The organism is Streptomyces albicerus (assembly GCF_008905045.1).
GTDB lineage: Bacteria > Actinomycetota > Actinomycetes > Streptomycetales > Streptomycetaceae > Streptomyces > Streptomyces albicerus.
The window spans coordinates 82,198-101,673 of record NZ_VWMY01000029.1 but is presented as its reverse complement, the minus strand read 5'-3'; the positions used below and the strand labels follow the sequence as shown (position 1 = coordinate 101,673).

16 protein-coding genes are annotated in these 19,476 nt (G+C 71.7%); 4 read left to right on the top strand and 12 right to left on the bottom strand.

Annotated elements, in window-relative coordinates; translation table 11 throughout:
• Positions 1-19 precede the first annotated feature (19 nt).
• On the bottom strand, positions 20-271 hold the full coding sequence (locus GAS53_RS26425; protein WP_151480201.1) for a helix-turn-helix domain-containing protein: 252 nt from the start codon (positions 269-271) through the stop codon (positions 20-22).
• Between the two features lie 70 nt (positions 272-341).
• Between GAS53_RS26425 and map the strand changes: the two genes are divergently transcribed.
• Complete coding sequence (gene map, locus GAS53_RS26420) at positions 342-1,109, top strand: type I methionyl aminopeptidase (protein ID WP_151480200.1); 768 nt, start codon at positions 342-344, stop codon at positions 1,107-1,109.
• Positions 1,110-1,145: 36 nt separating this feature from the next.
• Here map and ggt read toward each other — a convergent pair whose 3' ends face one another.
• The gene (gene ggt, locus GAS53_RS26415) at positions 1,146-2,969 is read right to left on the bottom strand and encodes a gamma-glutamyltransferase (protein ID WP_151480199.1); all 1,824 of its coding nucleotides are present in this window, start codon (positions 2,967-2,969) and stop codon (positions 1,146-1,148) included.
• A 227-nt stretch (positions 2,970-3,196) separates the two neighbouring features.
• Between ggt and GAS53_RS26410 the strand changes: the two genes are divergently transcribed.
• Together GAS53_RS26410 and GAS53_RS26405 are read left to right on the top strand one after the other, a co-directional pair.
• Positions 3,197-3,952 (top strand): hypothetical protein, encoded by a 756-nt coding sequence (locus GAS53_RS26410; protein ID WP_151480198.1) that lies wholly within the window; start codon positions 3,197-3,199, stop codon positions 3,950-3,952.
• 117 nt (positions 3,953-4,069) lie between these two features.
• Positions 4,070-5,638 carry an alpha/beta fold hydrolase gene (locus GAS53_RS26405; protein WP_151480197.1) on the top strand — a complete coding sequence of 523 codons (1,569 nt, stop codon included), beginning with the start codon at positions 4,070-4,072 and terminating at the stop codon, positions 5,636-5,638.
• 35 nt (positions 5,639-5,673) lie between these two features.
• On the opposite strand, the gene GAS53_RS55320 is transcribed toward GAS53_RS26405, so the two are convergent.
• The 3 genes from GAS53_RS55320 to GAS53_RS26395 form a co-directional block, all read right to left on the bottom strand.
• Positions 5,674-5,832, bottom strand: coding sequence for a hypothetical protein (locus GAS53_RS55320; protein WP_192583286.1), 159 nt, complete (start codon positions 5,830-5,832; stop codon positions 5,674-5,676).
• Between the two features lie 17 nt (positions 5,833-5,849).
• A complete protein-coding gene (locus tag GAS53_RS26400) occupies positions 5,850-6,593 on the bottom strand; it encodes an amino acid ABC transporter ATP-binding protein (protein ID WP_151480196.1) in 744 nt (247 codons plus the stop codon).
• Positions 6,594-6,720: 127 nt separating this feature from the next.
• Positions 6,721-7,161: a DUF6278 family protein gene (locus GAS53_RS26395; protein ID WP_151480195.1), complete on the bottom strand. Its 441-nt coding sequence runs from the start codon at positions 7,159-7,161 to the stop codon at positions 6,721-6,723.
• A 232-nt stretch (positions 7,162-7,393) separates the two neighbouring features.
• Here GAS53_RS26395 and GAS53_RS26390 point away from each other — a divergent pair, with 232 nt between their 5' ends.
• Positions 7,394-9,151 (top strand): SGNH/GDSL hydrolase family protein, encoded by a 1,758-nt coding sequence (locus GAS53_RS26390; protein ID WP_151480194.1) that lies wholly within the window; start codon positions 7,394-7,396, stop codon positions 9,149-9,151.
• A 158-nt stretch (positions 9,152-9,309) separates the two neighbouring features.
• On the opposite strand, the gene GAS53_RS26385 is transcribed toward GAS53_RS26390, so the two are convergent.
• The 7 genes from GAS53_RS26385 to GAS53_RS26355 form a co-directional block, all read right to left on the bottom strand.
• Entirely contained in the window at positions 9,310-10,089 is a 780-nt protein-coding gene (locus tag GAS53_RS26385) for an exodeoxyribonuclease III (protein ID WP_151480193.1), read from the bottom strand.
• Between the two features lie 30 nt (positions 10,090-10,119).
• On the bottom strand, positions 10,120-10,755 hold the full coding sequence (locus GAS53_RS26380) for an MBL fold metallo-hydrolase (protein ID WP_151480192.1): 636 nt from the start codon (positions 10,753-10,755) through the stop codon (positions 10,120-10,122).
• A 66-nt stretch (positions 10,756-10,821) separates the two neighbouring features.
• Positions 10,822-12,111 carry a bifunctional 3-oxoadipate enol-lactonase/4-carboxymuconolactone decarboxylase PcaDC gene (gene pcaDC, locus GAS53_RS26375; protein WP_192583291.1) on the bottom strand — a complete coding sequence of 430 codons (1,290 nt, stop codon included), beginning with the start codon at positions 12,109-12,111 and terminating at the stop codon, positions 10,822-10,824.
• Between the two features lie 147 nt (positions 12,112-12,258).
• Positions 12,259-14,622: an SWIM zinc finger family protein gene (locus GAS53_RS26370; RefSeq protein ID WP_151480190.1), complete on the bottom strand. Its 2,364-nt coding sequence runs from the start codon at positions 14,620-14,622 to the stop codon at positions 12,259-12,261.
• Positions 14,622-17,579, bottom strand: a complete 2,958-nt coding sequence (locus GAS53_RS26365) for a DEAD/DEAH box helicase (protein WP_404829291.1) — start codon at positions 17,577-17,579, stop codon at positions 14,622-14,624. The genes GAS53_RS26370 and GAS53_RS26365 overlap by 1 nt, the downstream gene beginning before the upstream one ends.
• A gap of 93 nt (positions 17,580-17,672) precedes the next feature.
• Positions 17,673-18,254 carry a sugar kinase gene (locus GAS53_RS26360; RefSeq protein ID WP_151480189.1) on the bottom strand — a complete coding sequence of 194 codons (582 nt, stop codon included), beginning with the start codon at positions 18,252-18,254 and terminating at the stop codon, positions 17,673-17,675.
• Positions 18,251-19,435: an ROK family glucokinase gene (locus GAS53_RS26355; RefSeq protein ID WP_151480188.1), complete on the bottom strand. Its 1,185-nt coding sequence runs from the start codon at positions 19,433-19,435 to the stop codon at positions 18,251-18,253. Before GAS53_RS26355 ends, GAS53_RS26360 begins: the two co-directional genes overlap by 4 nt.
• Between the last annotated feature and the right edge of the window lie 41 nt (positions 19,436-19,476).

The following is a 19,476-nucleotide window of genomic DNA, read 5'->3' as shown; positions in this document are numbered from 1 at the left end:
ACGGGGTGTCACCCCCGCATCACGCCGCGGCGAGCGTGCACGTGCCCGCGATCTCGTCCATCGAGAGGCCCAGGACCCGCGCCAGCGCCGCGACCGTGAAGAAGGCCGGGGTCGGGGCGCGGCCGGTCTCGATCTTGCGGAGGGTCTCGGCGGAGAGGCCGGCGCTCGCGGCGACCTCCGCCATGCTGCGGCGGCCACGGGCCTCACGCAGCAGCCGCCCGAGCCGCTCGCCGCGTTCTCGTTCTTCGGGGGTCAGCGGGGTTCGTACCATGCCGCCACCCTAGTACCGTCGACCGTTACTTGAATAGGCACCGCGAGCGTCGACCGGTATAGTAATTGGCATGGTGGAACTGAAGACGGACACGTCGATCGACGCGATGTACGAAGCGGGCCAAGTCGTGGCCCGTGCGCTCACGGCGGTGCGGGAGGCCGCCGACGTGGGCGTTTCGCTCCTGGAGCTGGACGAGGTCGCACATCAGGTCCTGCGGGACGCGGGCGCCGGCTCCCCGTTCCTCGGCTACCGGCCCTCCTTCGCTCCCGTCCCGTTCCCGGCCGTGCTCTGCGCCTCCGTGAACGACGCGATCGTGCACGGCATCCCGACCGGCTACCGGCTGCGCGACGGCGACCTGCTCTCCGCCGACTTCGGCGCCGAACTGGGCGGCTGGGCAGGCGACTCGGCGCTCAGCTTCGTCGTGGGCCGGCCCCGCCCCGACGACCTGCGCCTCGTCGAGACCGCCGAGCGCGCCCTGGCGGCGGGCATCGAGGCGGCCGTCGTCGGCAACCGCATCGGCGACATCGCACACGCCATCGGCACGGTGTGCCGCACGGCGGGCTACGGCATTCCGGACGGCTTCGGCGGCCACGGCATCGGCCGCCGCATGCACGAGGACCCTCCGGTCCCGAACGAGGGCCGCCCCGGCCGGGGCCTCCCCCTCCGCCACGGCATGGTCCTCGCCATCGAGCCCATGCTCATCGGCGGCGGCACCGACGGCTACCACGCCGCCCCCGACGGCTGGACCCTCCGCACGAACGACGGCACCCGCGCGGCCCACGCGGAACACACGGTGGCCATCACGGACGCCGGGCCCCGCATCCTGACGGCGCGCTAGACCGGCGCGCAGACCGCCGACTCGGGGCCGACCCGTTTACGGCGCCGGCCGCACCACCATCGCCGAACCGCCGCCCCGGCGTACGGTCTCAGCCGCCGCCAGCCACTTGCCGTTCGGGAGGCGTTGGACGCCCGTCGCCGCGCCGATCTCCGGGTTCTGGCGGAAGCCGTGGCCGAGGGACTCCAGCTGGGTCCTCAACGGGCTGTTCCAGAGGCCCGGTTCGAGTTCGGTGGTCGTCTGGTTGCGCTGGCTGGCGCGCGGAGCGGCGATCGCGTCGACCAGCGGGAGACCCCGGTCGAGGAAGCCCGTCAGCGTCTGGAGCACCGTCGTGACGATCGTCGCCCCGCCGGGCGAGCCCAGCGCCACCACCGGCTTGGCGTGCCGGTCGAGCACGATGGTCGGCGAGATCGACGAGCGCGGACGCTTGCCCGGTCCCGGCAGGTTCGGGTCGTGCACGGCCGGGTTCGCCGGGGCGAAGGAGAAGTCCGTCAGCTCGTTGTTGAGGATGAAACCGCGGTCCGGAACGGTGATGCCGCTGCCGCCGGTCTGCTCGATCGTGAGGGTGTACGCGACGACGTTGCCCCACTTGTCGGCCGCCGTCAGATGGGTCGTGTTCTCGCCCTCGTACGTCGTCGGCGCGGCCGTACCGCCGGTCGAGCACGCCGCCGGGTTGCGCGGGTCGCCGGGCGCCAGCGGGCTCGTCAGCACCGCGTCGTCCTTGATGAGGCACTCACGCGAGTCGGCGTACTTCTGCGAGAGCAGTTCCTTCGTCGGTACGTCCTCGAAGGCCGGGTCGCCCACCCAGCGCCCCCGGTCCGCGAAGGCGATCCGGCTCGCCTCGATGTAACGGTGCAGGTACTCGACGTCCGTGGCCTTCGAAAGGTCGGTGTTCTCAAGGATGTTGAGGGCCTCGCCGACCGTGGTACCGCCGGAGGAGGAGGGTGCGATCGAGTAGACGTTCAGCCCGCGGTACGCCGTCTTCGTGGGCGCCTGCCGCTTCGCCTCGTACTTCGCCAGGTCCTTGAGCGACAGCTCCCCGGGACGGGCGTTGTAGCCCGAACCCGGGTCCACCGGCGGCTTGATCACCGTGTCGACGATGTCCTGGGCCAGCTTGCCGCGATAGAGAGCACCAACACCCTTGCGGCCCAACTCCTCGTACGTGCGGGCCAGGTCGGGGTTCTTGAACGTCGAGCCGACGACGGGGAGTTGGCCACCCGGCAGGAACAGCTCGGCGGTGTCCGGGAAGTTCTTGAACCGCGCCTGGTTGGACTCCGTCTGCGAGCGGAACGTGGCGTCCACGGTGAACCCGTCCCGCGCGAGCCGCTCCGCGGGCTTCAGCAGCGACCCGAGCCGCTGACTGCCCCAACTGTGCAGCGCCGTCTGCCAGGTTGCGGGCGTGCCGGGTGTGCCCACGCCCAGGCCGCTGGTCACCGCGTCGGCGAACGGGATCGGCTGCCCGTTCTCCAGGAAGAGCCCCGAGTCGGCCGTCAACGGTGCCGTCTCACGGCCGTCGATCGTGTGCACCGTACGGGACTTGGCGTCGTAGTAGACGAAGTAGCCGCCTCCGCCGATGCCCGACGAGTAGGGCTCGGTGACACCGAGCGCGGCTGCCGTGGCAACGGCGGCGTCCACCGCGTTGCCGCCCTTGCGGAGGATCTCGATACCGGCGGCCGAGGCATCCGCGTCGACACTCGCGACGGCCCCGCCGTAGCCGACGGCGACCGGCACCTTCTCCGCCGGGCCGGAACCAGAACCGGAGCCCGTCCCGGCCCCCGACGACGGTGGCGCCGCCGCACCCACCGACACCACCGCGGCCGAAACCGCCAACACAGCCAGACTCCGCGCGACCGAGCGCCCCATCCGTACCTCCAGGCAGTTTCATGGCTCGGTTCGCCTCCGGGGCGCCAAAGCCTGTGTCGAGGGGCCGACCATGCTCAGCCCTCCGGGCCTCCGCGTGCTCGGCCCCTCGACACAGGCGCGCCCCTTCGGCTCACTCGCCGGACCGTCCGCGCAGCGTAACCGCCTCGCCATGGCCGCGACAGGTCCCACTCGAACACTGATGCGCGCGCCCGCTAGCATGCGCGCCCATGAATGACGACGTGCGCAACATCGTCCTCGGCGTGATCGTGGCGGGCATCGGTGCCTCGCTGGGCTGGATCGCGCGGACCTATCTGTGGAAGCGGAAGCTCCGTCGCAAGCAGGTCTTCTTCGGACTGCCCGACAACTCCGAGTCACTGCTCGTGGTCAACCGCGAGGCGGGCGGCCCCGACCTGACGGTGACGCGCCACGACGTGTTCGCGCTGCTCGAACTCTCGGCGCTCATCAAGGACTGCGGCGCGCACGCGCAGGTCGTCGCGCATGACGCGGCCCAGCAGGGCTTCGGGGAGCGCACGGAGTTCTGCGTCGGCCATCCGGCCGTGAACCGCCGCATGGCGGCCCACCTGGCGTCCCTGCTCCCCGGTATACGCGTGAACACCGATCCCGAGCCCGGCCCGGACCGGGGCGCCTTCCAGATCGGCAGCGAACAGTACCGACTGGAGCCGGGCCGCTCCGAGTACGTCGCCCTCGCCCGCCTGACCGCGGACCAGGGGCGTACGGCCCGCCCGGTATTCCTCTTCTGCGGACAGCGCGCGATCACCACGCAGGCCGCGACGCGCTACCTGGCCCGCAGTCACGAACGACTCGCCCGCAAGCACGGCAACAACACCTTCGTCCTGCTCCTGAAGGTCGTGAACTCGCAGGCCTACGGTCCGGACGTGGTCGAGCTCGTCGCCGACGTGACACGGATGGCACAGACCCCTCTGCCGACAGAGGTTGCGCGCAAAACACACCGCGCCTCCTAGGTTTCAACGCATTTCAACAATCGTTACTGGCGCGTAACTTACCGACGGGTTACTTGCGGTAAGGGAACGAGGTTACCGTCGGGTCACTTTGACACTTACACGAGTGAGGAGTGACCCGTGGGACACGCGCGCAAGGCCCTGCGTACCACCGCCGTAGGTGCTGTCTCGGCGACCCTGATCGCCGGCACGGCCCTCGGAGTCGCCCCCGCCGCGCAGGCGGCACCCTCCGGTATCCGGTTCGTCGACATCGCCGGCGACGGCGGCACGGTCCTCAAGGGCAACGTCGTCATGCCCTCGAACGCCGACGGTTCCCGCACGTACCCGCTCATCGTGCTGCCCACGAGCTGGGGCCTGCCCCAGGTCGAGTATCTCGCCCAGGCCCAGAAGCTGGCCGACTCCGGCTATGTCGTTGTCAGTTACAACGTCCGCGGCTTCTGGCAGTCCGGCGGAGAGATAGAAGTCGCAGGGCCTCCCGACATAGCCGACGCCTCCAAGGTGATCGACTGGGCCCTCGCCAACACCCCCTCCGACGCCCGCAACGTCGGCATGGCCGGTGTCTCGTACGGCGCCGGCATCAGCCTGCTCGCCGCCGCGCACGACAAGCGCGTCAAGGCCGTCGCGTCGCTCAGCGGCTGGGCCGACCTCATCGACTCGATCTACTCCGGCCGCACCCAGCACTCCCAGGCCGCCGCCCTGCTGGACGGCGCGGGCCGGATCACCGGCCGCCCCAGCGCCGAACTCCAGCAGATCTTCAAGGACTTCTTCGCCTCCAACCTCGCCAAGGAGCAGGAGCTCATCGCCTGGGGGAAGAAACGTTCCCCCGCGACCTACATCGATCAGCTCAACAAGAACGGCGCGGCCATCCTGCTCGCCAACGGCTGGGGCGACACGATCTTCCCGCCGAACCAATACGCCAAGTTCTACGAGCAGTTGACGGTCCCGAAGAGGCTGGAGTACCGGCCGGGCGACCACGCCACCGCCGAGGTGACCGGTCTGTTCGGGCTCCCCAACGACGTGTGGAAGGACACCAGCCGCTGGTTCGACCACTACCTCAAGGGCGTGGACAACGGGATCGACCGCGAGCAGCCGGTGCAGCTCAAGTCCCGTTCCACGGGCGGCTACGAGGGCTATCCGGACTGGAAGTCGGTCGGCGCGACGCGGAAGAAGATCGCCCTCGGGGGCTCCAGCACGATCCGCGCGAACGTCAACTCGGGTGCGGACGGCGGGATCATCTTCCTCTCCAGCATCCTCGACCAGCTCGCCCAGCTGCCGCCGGTCGCGTCGATCCCACTGCTGCCACGCCGGTACGCGGCGGTCTGGCAGTCGGAGAAGTACGCGAGCGCCCAACAGGTGCGCGGCACCGCGAAATTGCACACCACTCTCACAAGTACCAAGGAGAGCGGCACCCTCGTCGCGTACCTCTACGACGTGGGCCCGCTCGGCCTCGGCAAGCTGGTCAGCAACGCGCCGTACACCTTCCACGGGCAGACGCCCGGCAAGCCGTTCGGCGTCGACCTGGAGCTGTTCTCCACGGCCTACGACGTCCCGGCAGGGCATCGTCTCGCCCTGGTCGTCGACACGGTCGACCCGCTCTACATCGAGCACAACCCGACCGGCGCGCAGCTGACCTTCTCCTCGCCCACGGCCGACCCGTCGTACGTGTCGGTACCGCTGCGCGAGCAGTGATCTCCGGCTGCTGCCGGGCGGGCCATTGCCCCTCGCTACCGCGCGCCCGGCAGCAGCGTCCCTGGTTCGGCCGCGGCGACATCCACGGCCCCTGTCACTTCGGGAATGAACGGCAAATCGTAGTCGAGGTTCATCGCGGTCGGCTTCCCGGCCTTGCGGAACTCCTCACCGGGGCAACGGGCCTGGCGGATCATCGGTCGCACTCCCCCGCTCAGTGTTTGAGAATCTTGGAGAGGAAGTCCTTGGCACGGTCGCTGCTCGGGGTGGTGAAGAACTCGTCGGGAGTGCGGTCCTCGATGATGCGGCCGTCGGACATGAAGACGACACGGTTGGCGGCGGAGCGCGCGAAGCCCATCTCGTGGGTGACGACGACCATGGTCATGCCCTCGCGCGCGAGCTGCTGCATGACTTCCAGGACCTCGTTGATCATCTCCGGGTCGAGCGCCGAGGTCGGCTCGTCGAAGAGGAGTGCCTTGGGGTCCATGGCGAGGGCGCGGGCGATGGCCACGCGCTGCTGCTGACCGCCGGAGAGCTGCGCCGGGTACTTCGGCGCCTGATCGGCGAGACCCACCCGGTCGAGGAGTTCGCGTGAGCGCTTGTCGGCCTGTTCCTTCTTGCGGCCGCGGACCTTGACCTGCGCCAGCGAGACGTTCTGCAGGACCGTCTTGTGCGCGAAGAGGTTGAACGACTGGAAAACCATCCCGATCTCGGCTCGGAGCTTCGCGAGGTCCTTGCCCTCCTCCGGCAACGGCTGCCCGTCGAGCTTGATCGTCCCGGACTCGACCGCCTCCAGCCGGTTGATCGCCCTGCACAGAGTTGACTTGCCCGACCCGGACGGGCCGATCACCACGACCACCTCCCCCTTGCCGACGGTGAGGTTGATGTCCTGAAGGACATGCAGCTCCCCGAAGTGCTTGTTCACGTCATGCAGCTCGATCAACGGATCGAAAGCCATGCCCAGCCCTACCCACTCTCAGCTGTGTCGCGATTGCCGCAAACTATCCAGACAAGAGTGGAGCTAATACGCGACACGCACTTTTCGGTCATTAGCCGTATTTAATCCGCCAGTCCAGGCCACGGCATCACCCCTCCGCGACCTCGGCGTACAGCTGCGAGAGTTCCGGGACACCGCTGGCCGCCCAGTCCTGCCCGGACGCGACCACATCGATCTCACGGCCCGACGTCAGCCGCACCACCGGCTGGCCATTGGGCCAGATCTCCCAGAAGGCCCCGGGAACCGTACGCACGATGACCGTGCCGAGGTAGAGGCCCGCGTCGTTGCCCAGCCAGTGCAGGCTCTCCTCGTCGTCGCGCCAGCGCGGCAGCAGCTGGTCGAGTGCCTCCAACGAGGCGGCGGAGTCGTCGAGTTCGACCCCCGCTCGTTGCGCCTGGGAGCGCAGCAGTTCGCACTCGGAGAGCAGTTCGGCCACCCCCTCGCGGTCGCTCTCGCTGTCCGAGAAGACCGCGACGCCTCTGGCGGGGCCCCGCTTCTTGCGCCAGTTGCCCACGAAAGGGATGTTCATACTCCCAGCCTGTCATCCGTATCGCCCGGCGCACCACATGGCGCGCGGAACGCCTGTTCCCAGGGAGTTCGTGCGGAGTTCGCGCCCGGATCATTGACGCGTCCCTGTCGCCTCTTTAGCTTCACGGTGCATCTGTCACCTCGTCCGTGAGCCGTGCCTGGGGCGGTTCGTGAGTCGTTCGTCAGTCGTTCGTCCGTGGCTCGTGAGTGCTTCGTGAGTGGGAGGGGTCGTTGTGCGCCGACGTATCTGGGGCAGGGTCGTCGCTCTCGCTCTGCTCTCGGTGGCGGTGACGGTTCCGGCGGAGGCCTCGTCGCCCGCCGTGGAGCGGCCGGTGCCGCTGGAGCAGCTCTTCGACAACACGGCCGTCAGCGACGACGCGCGGCCCGGCGAGGCGGACTTCGACGGCTCTGGCGGCTCCCTGTCGGCGCAGGACCTGGCCGCCGCGGGCTGGACGCCTGGGCGCTCACTGACGGTCCAGGGCGCCCGGCTGACCTGGCCCCGCCGGGCGGCGGGCGAGCCCGACAACGTACGCGCCGACGGCCAGTCCGTACGGGTCAGCGGCCGCGGCGACGCCCTCGCCTTCCTGGTGGCGGGCACGGGCGGCGGCGGAGACGCAGGGGCGGGCGTGGTGCGGTACGCGAACGGCTCGCGCTCCTCGTACCGACTGACCGCGCCGGACTGGCGTCGCGGCCCGCTCGCCACCAAGGCCGTGGCGCTGCCGCACGTCAACACGCCCAGTGGCCAACTCGCCGAGAAGGCACGGCTGTACGTGGTGACCGTGCCACTCGCCCGAGGGCGCGAGGTGTCCTCGGTCGAGCTGCCGCGCAACAATGACCTGCATGTGTTCGCGCTGTCGGTACGCGCCGACACCCGTGGCTGGACCGGGAGTTGGGCCGCGTCGACCTCCGGTTACACGGCAGCCGGGCCATGGACCGACCGGACGCTGCGGCTCGTGGTGCACACCTCGGCCGGCGGACCGCGCGTACGGATCCGGCTCGACAACACCTTCGCGGCCGCGCCCGTACGGATCGGCAGCGCGACGGTGGCGGTTCAGGCGTCCGGCGCGAGCCCGCGGAGCGCACCCGTGCCGCTGTCGTTCCGGGGCGCGGCCGGCACCGAAATCCCTGCGGGAGCACAGGCGTTCAGCGATCCGCTGACCTTCGACGTGCCCGCGGACACGAATCTGCTGGTGAGCTTCCATCTGCCGGGGACGGTGACGGCGGCGCCCGTGCACAGCATGGCGCTCCAGCAGTCGTACGTCAGCGGGCCGGGCGACCATGCCGCGGACGCCGCCCCGGACGCGTACACCTCGACGATCACCAACTGGCCGCTGCTGACCGGTGTCGACGTGGGCGGCGGGCCCGGGTCCGTCGTGCTGCTCGGCGACTCGATCACGGACGGCGACAAGTCGACACTGAACGCGAACCGGCGCTGGCCCAATGTGCTCGCGGCGCGGCTGCTGAACCAGAGTGTGGTCCCGCACTATGGGGTGCTCAACCATGGCATCTCGGCGAACCGTGTGGTCACCGATCGCTACCCCGGCGACGGTGTCTCCACCGACACGGGTGGGGTGAGCTCGCTGCACCGCTTCGACCGGGACGTCCTCGCCCAGACGTCGGCGCGTACGGCCGTCGTCTTCCAGGGGATCAACGACGTCCGCTGGGGGGCGAGCGCGGAGCAGGTCGTCACCGGGCTGCGGGAGATCGCGGACCGGGCGCATGCCCGCGGGCTGCGGGTGCTGGCGGCGACGATCGTGCCTTGCGAGGGCGAGGCGCGGTGCACGGTGGCGGTTGACGCGCAGCGATCAGCCGTGAACTCGTGGATCCGGTCCAGCTCGACGTTCGACGGTGTGCTGGACTTCGACGCGGTGTTGCGGGACCCGGCGCGTCCGGCGCGGATGCTGCCCGTGTACGACAGTGGGGATCATCTGCATCCGGGCGATGCGGGGCTCGCTGCGCTGGCTGAGTCGGTGGATTTGAGGTTGCTGTAGGCGGCATGGGGCTTCGCGTTGAGGTCGTGCCTCGGCTGCGAGTCCGTCGTGGCTGGGCGCGCAGTTCCCCGCGCCCCTGAAGGGGCGTGGCTGGACGCCCAGGTCGGCCACGAACGGGGACCGGTCAGACGTCCAGGTCCACCACGAACGGGGCGCGGCTAGACGTCCAGGTCGACCACTACCGGGGCGTGGTCCGATGCGCCCTTGCCCTTGCGTTCCTCTCGGTCCACGTATGCGTCGGTGACGGCCTTTGCGAAGGGCTCGTTGCCGTAGACGAGGTCGATGCGCATGCCGCGGTTCTTGGGGAAGCAGAGCTGGCGGTAGTCCCAGTAGGTGTACGGGTGTTCGTACTTGAGGGGGCGCGGGACCACGTCCGCGAGGCCGGCCTCGCGGAGGGAGGCGAGGGCGGCGCGCTCGGCCGGGGTGACGTGGGTGGCGCCTTCGAAGACGGCCACGTCATAGACGTCGTCGTCCGTCGGTGCCACGTTGTAGTCGCCCATCACCGCGAACGGGCGGCTGCCGGCGGCGTCGCCCGCGACCGTCGCCTTCAGGGCCTCGATCCACTGGAGCTTGTACGCGTAGTGGGGGTGGTCCACCTCGCGGCCGTTCGGCACGTACACCGACCAGACGCGGACCGGGCCGCAGGTCGCGGAGACCGCTCGGGGCTCCTGGACGCCGTCGTAGCCGGGGTCGCCGGGCAGGCCCCTGACGATGTCTTCGAGGCCTACTCGGGATACCACCGCCACGCCGTTCCACCGGCCCGTGGCGTGTACCGCCGACTCGTAGCCCAGCTCGCGGAGCTCGTCGGACGGGAACTGCTCGGCGGTGGTCTTGGTCTCCTGTATGCACAGCACGTCCGTGCCGCTGCTCTCCAGCCACGCCAGCAGCCTTGGGAGACGGGCGGTGATCGAGTTCACGTTCCAGGTGGCGATGCGCATGTCCCACAACTTACCGGGCGGGTCTGACACTCACAGGACCGTGGTCTCGCCCGGTGCCATCCGTAGGTGCTCGGAGCCGCCCAGTGCGCCGATCTGGCGGTCGTAGATGGGGCGCGCGAGGTCCGTGAGCAGGGCGTCGTGAATGTCGTACGCGCGCTGCGGCTTGACCTCGCGGACGTAGTCGATGACCTCGGAGATCTTGCTCCAGGGGGCCATGACGGGGAGCATCAGCGTCTCGACCGGGTGCTCGGGGACGGTGAGGGCGTCGCCGGGATGGAAGACGCGGCCGCCGTCGACGAGGTAGCCGACGTTCGTGATGCGCGGGATGTCCGGGTGGATCACGGCGTGCAGTTCGCCGTGCACCTGCACGTCGAAGCCCGCGGCGGTGAACGTGTCGCCGTGGCCGACGGTGTGCACGCGGCCCGGGAACGCCGCCGAGATCCGGTCGGCGACGGACTTCAGGGTCCAGATCTCCGCGCCCGGGTTGGCCTCGAGACCGGACCGCAGCCGCTCCTCGTCGAAGTGGTCGGGGTGCTCGTGCGTGACCAGGATCACGTCCGCGCCGACCGCGGCATCCTCCTCGCTGAAGCCGCCCGGGTCGATGACGAGCGTGCGGCCGTCCTTCTCCAGGCGGACACAGGAGTGCGACTTCTTTGTGAGCTTCATGGTTCCCATCCTGCCTCCGAGGGCCGGTGCCGGCTCGCTCTTGGGACCGGCCTCGCTCCTGGGATCTCACTCCTGGGGTGTGGTCTCCTCGCGAATGACCTGCTGGGCCACCTTGAAGGCGCTGTTGGCGGCCGGTACGCCGCAGTAGACGGCCGCCTGGAGGAGCACCTCCTTGATCTCGGCCGGGGTGAGGCCGTTGCGGAGGGCGGCCCGGGTGTGGAAGGCGAGTTCGTCGAGGTGGCCGCCCGCGACCAGGGCCGTGAGCGTGACACAGCTGCGCGAACGCCGGTCGAGGCCGGGACGGTCCCAGATCTCGCCCCACGCGTACCGGGTGATGAACTCCTGGAAATCCCCGGAGAACTCGTCGGCCTGCGCCAGCGCCCGGTCCACATGCGCGTCGCCGAGCACCTCGCGGCGGACCTTGATGCCCGCGTCGTACGGGTCCGGTCTGCCCAGCACCGCCTCGGGCTGCGCGGCCGGGGCGATCTCGGCGACGGGCGACATCTGCGGCGGCGCGGCCAGGGCCGGGTTCACCGGCGGCGCCACGATCGCCATCTGGCCGGTGGTGGAGTCGTAGGCCGGCTGCTGCCAGGCGGTGGAGAAGTGCCGTACGAGCAGGTCCGTGACCGCGGCGGGCTGCTCGACGGGGACCAGGTGCGAGGCGCCGGGCACGACCGCGAGGCGGGCGTCCGGTATCCCGGCGACCAGGGTGCGGGCCTCGGCGGGGCCGGTGACCTGGTCCTCCGAGCCGACCAGGACGAGGGTCGGGACGCCGATCCGGCCGAGTTCGGCGCGGATGTCGAACGAGGCGAGCGCCTCGCACGCGGCGATGTAGCAGCCCGGGTCCGTGGTGCGCACCATCTGTACGGCCCACTCGGTGATCGCGGGCTGCGCGGCGGCGAACCCGCCGGTGAACCAGCGCTCCGGGGACGTCCGCGCGATGGGGTCCAGGCCGTTGGTCCGTACGATCACGCCGCGCTGGCGGAACTCGTCGGCCGTGCCGAAGCGCGGGGAGGCGGCGATCAGGGTGAGCGAGGCGAGGCGGTCCGGGCGGCGCAGCGCCAGCTCCGCGCCGACCGCGCCGCCGAGCGCGCAGCCCGCGTAGCCGAACCGCTGGACGCCGAGCCCGTCGAGCGTCGCGAGCAGCCGCTCGGCGAGGTCGGTGACGGAACCGGCCGGGTGCGCGGGCGCGCCGCCGTGGCCGGGCAGGTCGAAGCGGAAGACCCGCCATTGCTTCGCCAGCTCCGGAACCTGCCGGTCCCACATGTGCCAGGTCGTACCGAGCGAGGGGCCGAGGATGAGCACTGGGGCGTCTTCCGGGCCGTCGAAGCGGTACTGGAGGGCTGGGGACTTCATCTCACTCACCGCTCCACGCTAACTTCCGCACCTGTGACCACGGAAACGGGCCCGATTTGTCCACGTGGCCTGCACGGAGCCGCCACATGTGATGGAGCGACACATGGCACGCCCTGGGGCCGCTGTGTGGGTGCGAGCCATATGCCTTCACAGGTCGGTCGGGGAGCCCAGGCCCGTGAGGGCGCCGACCGGGTCGAGGTCGGGGGTGCCCCGGGGCCACCAGTCGTCGTGGCCCGGTTCCGACTCGTAGGCGTACCAGAGGCCGTCGTGGCCCAGGCGGAGCTGTATGTGGCCGCGGGGGTGGGTGAGGTGGTTGCGCCAGGGGCGGAAGGCGGGGAAGTCGGCGGCCAGGAGGAGCGGGCGGGCCCGGTCGAAACGGCCCGCCGGCGGGTCCCAGGGCTCTTCGAGGACCGCGAGCCCTTCCAGTCCGCCCTGTCGCCAGGCGGCGACCGCGCGCGCCAGGTCGGCCGGGGTGCGGCCGGCGGCAGTGGCGAGGGACGCGTAGAGAGCGCGGGTGGTGGCGGTGAGGCCGGAGCCGGGGCGGGTGGCCGCGAGGCGGACGGCGTCCTGCCAGAGCGTCAGCTCCGCGACAGGATCACGGCCCGTTGTGAGCAGCGCGTGCGCGCGGGCGGCCGCGTCGGTGGCCAGCTGGTCCAGCGCGAACGGGTCCGGGCCGCCGGGAGACGCCGGGTAGACCGGGGGCTGCCCGGGGTGTGCGGGCGGCGGCAACGGGGCCGGGAGGGGCGGCAGTGCACGGGGCGCGAGGGCGTCGCGGGCGCGTACGCCGGGGAGTGCCGGTTCCTGGGCCGCGCGGGCCGAACGCGCGGCCAGTGCGGCGTTGCGCCGGGACAGCGCGTCCAGCAACTCGCGTTCGCCCCGGCCGCGCAACAGGAGGAGGACGAAGGGGTCTTCGTCCAGCAGTCGGGCCGTCTGGTAGCAGAGGGCGGCCGCATGCTTGCAGGGGTGGCCGGAGTCGGGGCAGCTGCAGTGCGGTACGAGGTCGCCGGGGCCGGGGAGCAGGTCCACTCCGCTGTCGGCGAGTGACTGGGGCAGGTCCTTGTCGAGCAACGCCGCGATGTGCCCCGGGCGTTCGGCGGCGGCGTCGAGGAACCGCTCCCAGTCGTCGTCCGCGAGCGTCCGCATCCGGATCTGCACCCGGTACGGCCGCGGGCGGCTTCCGTGCACGTACGCGAGCACGAGCCCGGGCGTGACGGTGATGGCGTCCACGTGCCCCTCCCCCGCGTACACCTTCCCTCGGCCGAGCCGTGCCGAGTCCAACGCCATCTCCTCCAACGCGGCCACCCACGCATTCCCCCACCACGTCTCGGCGAACGTGTCGGTGCCGTACGGCCGCACCGGGAGTGCGGGGAAGGTGCGCCGCAGCTCACCGTCACGGCCCGGGGCGGCCATGGAGCGGGCGGGCGGCGTGACGCTGCGTGGAGATGGAGCGGGGTGGGGTGCGGGCTCAGGTGCGGGGTGGGGTGCGGGGTGGGGTGCAGGTGCAGGGGTGGTGCTGGGGTTGGGCTCGGCTTGAGCGGCGTGGCCTGCTCGGGCCATGGCGACCCGCACGGCGTCAGCGATCGAACCGCCGCCCTCCTCCACCGCGGAGGCGGGCGCGGGCGCGGGGGCGGGCTCGAGGGGTGGCGGGTGGTCTTCGCCGGCGGAGGCCGGTGCGGTGCCGGGCGCCATGGAGGCGGTGTCCGTGGGCCGTGTTCCGGCCGACATCGGCCGACCCGCGGGCCGGGCCTCGGGGCCGGGAGCCGCCGGGGATGACGTGGTGCTCGACGCGGCGTCGGGTCGCGCCGGTCGGGCTTCGGCCTCCCTTTCCATCCGGGCCGACAGCTCGAACGTGTCGCCCAACCGGTCGGCCGCCTCCTGTACTTGGGCCGCCGCGCGGCGGTTCGCCGTGGTCGGACGCCTCTCGCGGGCGGTGGGCTCGGCGCCGCCCCGCCGCTTCCGGCCCTCAACTCCCTTTGCCTGAGCTGCAGTTCGTTCCCGCTCCGCCTGGGTCCGCGCGGCACGCAACGCCTCACGGGCCACGTCACCGGGGCGGGCGGCGCCGGAAGCCGCGTCGGGCCGGCCGACCACAGGCGACGCGGGGGTCGGCGCTGAGATCTCCGTACGGTCGTCATCGTCGTCGATCTCTGTACCGTCATCGTCCGGCGTTGCCTGCGCGTCCTCCGTCCGCGCGGCGCCACCGGTGCGGCCTGCCGCACGTCGTAGTGCCTCGCGCGCGACATCACCTGGCCGGGGCCCGTGCGGGGCGGCGCCGCCCTCGCCTGCTCCCCTTGATCCGCGGGGCGTTGCCGATCGCGAGTCCGGCGCGTCGGAACGCCGCTCGGCCGACCCGGCGGCCGGCGCCTCGGTGTCACCCCGCCGAGCCGCCCGCAGGGCACGCCGGGCAACGTCGGCGGGCCGGGGCTCGCCGGCCGAGGACGTCTCACCTGCCGGGGACGCCGCCTCGGTGCCCAAGGGGCCGGCCCCCGATCCCGGCTGATCCGTCGAAGACATCACGTCGACCTCCTGAGCGACACCAGGTCGGACAGTTCGCGGTCGGTGAGTTCGGTCAACGAAGCCTCGCCGGAGCCGAGGATCGCGTCGGCCAGGGCTCGTTTGGAGGCGAGCATCTCGGCGATGCGGTCCTCGACTGTGCCCTCCGTGATGAGGCGGTGGACCTGGACGGGCTGGGTCTGGCCGATGCGGTAGGCGCGGTCGGTGGCCTGTTCCTCCACGGCGGGGTTCCACCAGCGGTCGAAGTGGATGACATGGCCCGCGCGCGTGAGGTTGAGGCCCGTGCCGGCCGCTCTGAGGGACAGGACCAGGATCGGCGTCGCACCGCTCTGGAATCGGTCCACCATGTGTTCGCGCTCCGCCACCGGCGTACCTCCGTGGAGGAGTTCGACGGGGACCGCGCGCGCCGCGAGGTGATGCGTGATCAGCCGGGCCATCCCCACGTACTGCGTGAAGACGAGCGCCGAACCGTCCTCGGCGAGCAGCGTGTCCAACAGCTCGTCGAGAAGGGCCAGTTTGCCGGAACGGGCAACCTGGCGGGCGGCCTCTCCGCCGCTGGGGCGTCCGCCTGTGTCCTCCTTCAGATAGAGCCCCGGGTGGTCGCAGATCTGCTTGAGCGAGGTGAGGAGCTTCAGGACCAGGCCGCGCCGGGCGATGCCGTCGGTGGTCTCGATGGTGAGCATCGACTCGCGGACCACTGCCTCGTAGAGCGAGGCCTGTTCGCGGGTGAGGGGAACCGGGTGGTCCGTCTCCGTCTTGGGCGGGAGCTCGGGGACGATGCCCGGGTCGGACTTCTTGCGGCGGAGGAGGAAGGGCCGGATCAGCCGGGCGAGGCGGGTCACGGCCTCCTCGTCCTCGCCGTTCTCCACCGCGCGCGCGTGCCGGGCGCGGAACGACTTCAGCGGGCCGAGCAGTCCGGGGGTCGTCCAGTCGAGCAGGGCCCAGAGTTCGGAGAGGTTGTTCTCCACGGGGGTGCCGCTCAGCGCGACCCTGGCCGGTGCGGTGATCGTCCGCAGGGCCTTGGCCGTCGCCGAGTACGGGTTCTTGACGTGCTGGGCCTCGTCCGCGACGACCATGCCCCACCGCTGCTGGGCGAGCCGCGGTGCCGTCGACCGCATCGTCCCGTACGTGGTGAGGACGAAGCCGCCGGCCGTGTCCTCCAGGTCCCCCAGCGATCGACCGGGCCCGTGGTAGCGGCGCACGGGCACGCCGGGGGCGAACCGCTCGATCTCCCGCTGCCAGTTGCCGAGCAGCGAGGCGGGGCAGACGACGAGGGTCGGTTCGGTGCGCGCCCGCTTCAGGTGGAGGGCGATGACGGTGATGGTCTTGCCGAGCCCCATGTCGTCGGCGAGGCACCCGCCGAGGCCGAGCGAGGTCATGAGGTCGAGCCAGGCCAGTCCACGGAGTTGGTAGTCGCGGAGGGTCGCCCGCAGGCCGGCGGGCGGATCGGCGGGGCGCAGTCCGGCCGTCAGCCGGTCGCGCAGCACGGCCAGCGCTCCGACCGGCACCGCCTCGACCGTCTCGCCGTCGACCTCCGCGCTGCCGGTGAGCGCCACGGAGAGGGCGTCGACCGGGTCGAGCAGGCCCAGTTCGCGCTTGCGGGCCTTGCGGACGAGGGCCGGGTCGACGAGCACCCACTGGTCCCGCAGCCGTACGACAGGGCGGTGCGCCTCGGCGAGCGCGTCCATCTCCGCTTCGGTGAGCGGGTCCCCGCCCAGCGCCAACTGCCAGCGGAACTGGAGCAGTTCCTCGCTCTCGAAGAAGCCCGTGCCGTCCGTGGCCGAGCCCGGCGCGGGACGTACGACCGCCGCCGCGCTCAGGTCCTGGGCAAGGTCACGGGGCCAGTGCACGGCGACCCCGGCGGCGCCGAGTCGGGTCGCCGCGACGCCGAGCAGGTCCGACAACTCGTCCTCGGACAGCGCCAGTACGTCCGGCACGTCCTGCCCGGACAGCCGGTCCAGGGGCGGCCAGACGCGGGCCGCACGGCGCACGGCCAGGGCCGCGTCGACGCGGGCGCGCGGTCCGAACGTCGCGTCGGCGGCGCCCGCCCACAGGGCCGCCGCGTCGACGACGAGGGTGGGGTCGGCGAGGCTGTGCACCTGGACGACCGCCGCGCCGGCCCGCCGCGCCCCCTCGCTGTCGTCGAAGAGCTCGTACGCGGACAGGTCCAGGCGCAGCGAGATCCGCACGCCCGCGTCCATGCCCGCGGCGACCTCCGCGGCCCAGTCCTGGGCGCCCGCCAGCCGCTGGGGTCCGCTCGCGGCGAAGGGCTTCCCGAGGGCGTACGGCGCGGCCGCGGTGCGCGGCAGGGTGTCGGCGACCGCGTCCAGGAAGGCACGCGTCAGCCCTTCCGGTTCGGGCAGCTGGAGCGGTCCGCGGCCCGGCAGCGGTACGGCGTGTCCCTCGTACGGGAGGGCCGTGGCCACCGCCCTCAGGTGGGCGATGTCGTCCGGGTCCAGAGGTCCGGCACGCCACGCGTCGTATCCGTCGGGTGTCAGGCCGGGCAGCAGGCGTCCGCGCGCGACGAGCCGCAGCGCGTGCAGAGCGGCGGCGCCCCAGCACGCCGTGGCGGGATGCGCGGCGGGGTCCCGCCTGGCCCGTACGAGCAAGGGCAGGGCGCCGATGAGCGGCAGGGTCAGCGCGGGCGCCGATCCCCGCCGGACTCCGGTGCCGTGCCGCCGTACGACGGTGAGCTCCGTCTGATCACCGGCCGGCAGCGGCCCGCCGTCCGGATCCCAGAAGGCGACCATCCCGTCACGCGGCAGCGTGGCGGGCAGGAAGACGGCGGCGAGCCGCACCGGCACGGGGTCGCCTCCGGTGGCGGACACGGAGGCGTGCGGGACTGCGGATTTCGGTGCCGCCCAGCCCATGGAGGCGACCTGCGCTTTCGGTGCCTCCGCGGTGGCCGACGCGGTCGGCGGCACGCCGCCGACGACGGACCCCGTCCCCTCGCCCATGCGTCCAGCCACCTCCCTCGCCCCGGTCGGATCACCCGTCTTCGACTCTACGGGCCGGGTCTGACAACGCGGCTCGGTGGTGGGACGGGAAGGTCAGGGCGTCGTTCTGGAGACCACGTAGACCATGGGGTGGCCGGGCTTCGACCAGTTCACGACGATGTTCTGCGTGGGTGCCGGGTTCTTCTGGGCGTGCCTGAGGCCCGACCAGGGGCCGGGGCCGGTGAACTTCCAGCGGACGACCCGCTGGTCGCGGGCGCTGATGGCGATGTCGTCCTTCTTCAAGGCGTCACTGCTGGTGCCGATGGTCTTGAGGAAGTTGTCGAGGCCCTCGTTGCTGGTGAGGAACTGGACGTACAGACGGCTGGTCTTCCAGTTGTTCGTCTCGTAGTAGGCGACTTGCTCCGAGGACCCGGGGATGGGCACCCGGTAGAGGCGGCGCTGGACCCGGGAGGGCCACTCCTCGGTGAGACCTCTCGCCGAGTACTTCTCCTCCTTGTCCTTGCCACTGTCGCGGCTCTGATTGGCGGAGATCACCAGGTAGCCGGCCGGGACACCGATGAGCAGCACGATGATCAGCAGCGTCAGGGCGCGGCGGCGGATCATGTGGCCGCGGTCCTCGGGCGGCCGCGGCGGCTCGTCCGGGGGAGATGCCTGGCGCGGGAGTGAGGCCGTCACAGGGTCTCCCTGGTCGAGCGGCGCGACTCCACGTAGCGCTCGTACCGCTCGTAGCGCTCCACCCGGCGCCGGTTGGCGCGCCGGAAGCGGCGGGCGACGAGTCGGGCGAGGTCGGCGGCGCCGACCATGCCGGCCTCGGGGCCGAGCTGGGCGCGGGCGATCCGGGCCTCGGGGCGGTAGCCGCGGCCGGTCAGGTGCCGTCGGAAGGCGTCCCGCGCGGGGCCGATCAGCAGGTCGTCGGCCGCGCTGACGCCGCCGCCGATGACGAAGCAGGACGGGTCGAGGGCCGCCGCGAGGTTGGCGATGCCGACGCCGAGCCACTGGCCGATGTCCTGGAGGAGCTCGATGCACATCGCGTCGCCCTCGCGGGCCAGCTCGGTGATCACCGGACCGGTGATCTCGGCGACGTTGCCCTTGACGTGCTCGATGATCCCGTACGCCACCGGGGAGTCGGCGGCGGCGAGCTCACGGGCCTCGCGGACCAGCGCGTTGCCGGAGCTGTACTGCTCCCAGCAGCCGCGGTTGCCGCAGGGGCAGCGGTGCCCGCCGGGCACGACCTGCATATGGCCGAACTCTCCGGCGACGCCGAACTTGCCGCGCTTGACCTGCCCGTCCTCCAGGATGGCGCCGCCGATGCCGGTGCCGAGTGTGATCATGACGAGGTGGTCCTCGCCGCGGCCCGCGCCGAAGCGCCACTCCGCCCAGGCGGCGGCGTTGGCGTCGTTGTCCACCAGGACCGGGACGGCGAGACGGCCGGAGATACGGTCCCGGAGGGGCTCGTTGCGCCACGACAGGTGGGGCGCGAACAGGATGCGGTTGCGGTCGGCGTCGACCCAGCCCGCCGCGCCGATGCCGACCGCGTGCACGTCGTGCCGGTCGGAGAGGTCCAGGACCAGCTCGACGATGGTGTCCTCGACGACCTTGGGACTCTTGGACTTGTCCGGGGTCTCGGTGCGGACCTTCTCCAGGATGTTGCCGTCCGCGTCGACGACGCCCGCCATCACCTTCGTACCGCCGATGTCGATGCCGACCGTGGGAACGCGCGGCGCCGTCAGGTGTGAACGGCGCTCGCGTGTGCCCACGGTGCGCAGGACGGTGGCCCGGCGGGAGCCGATGGGGGCGCCCGCGGCTCTGGCGGAGCCGAGCGCCCTGGGGAGTGCGAGGTCGCGGTAGGTGCTCATCGCGCCGATTCTGCCGCACGCTGCCGCTGGGCTGCACGGCG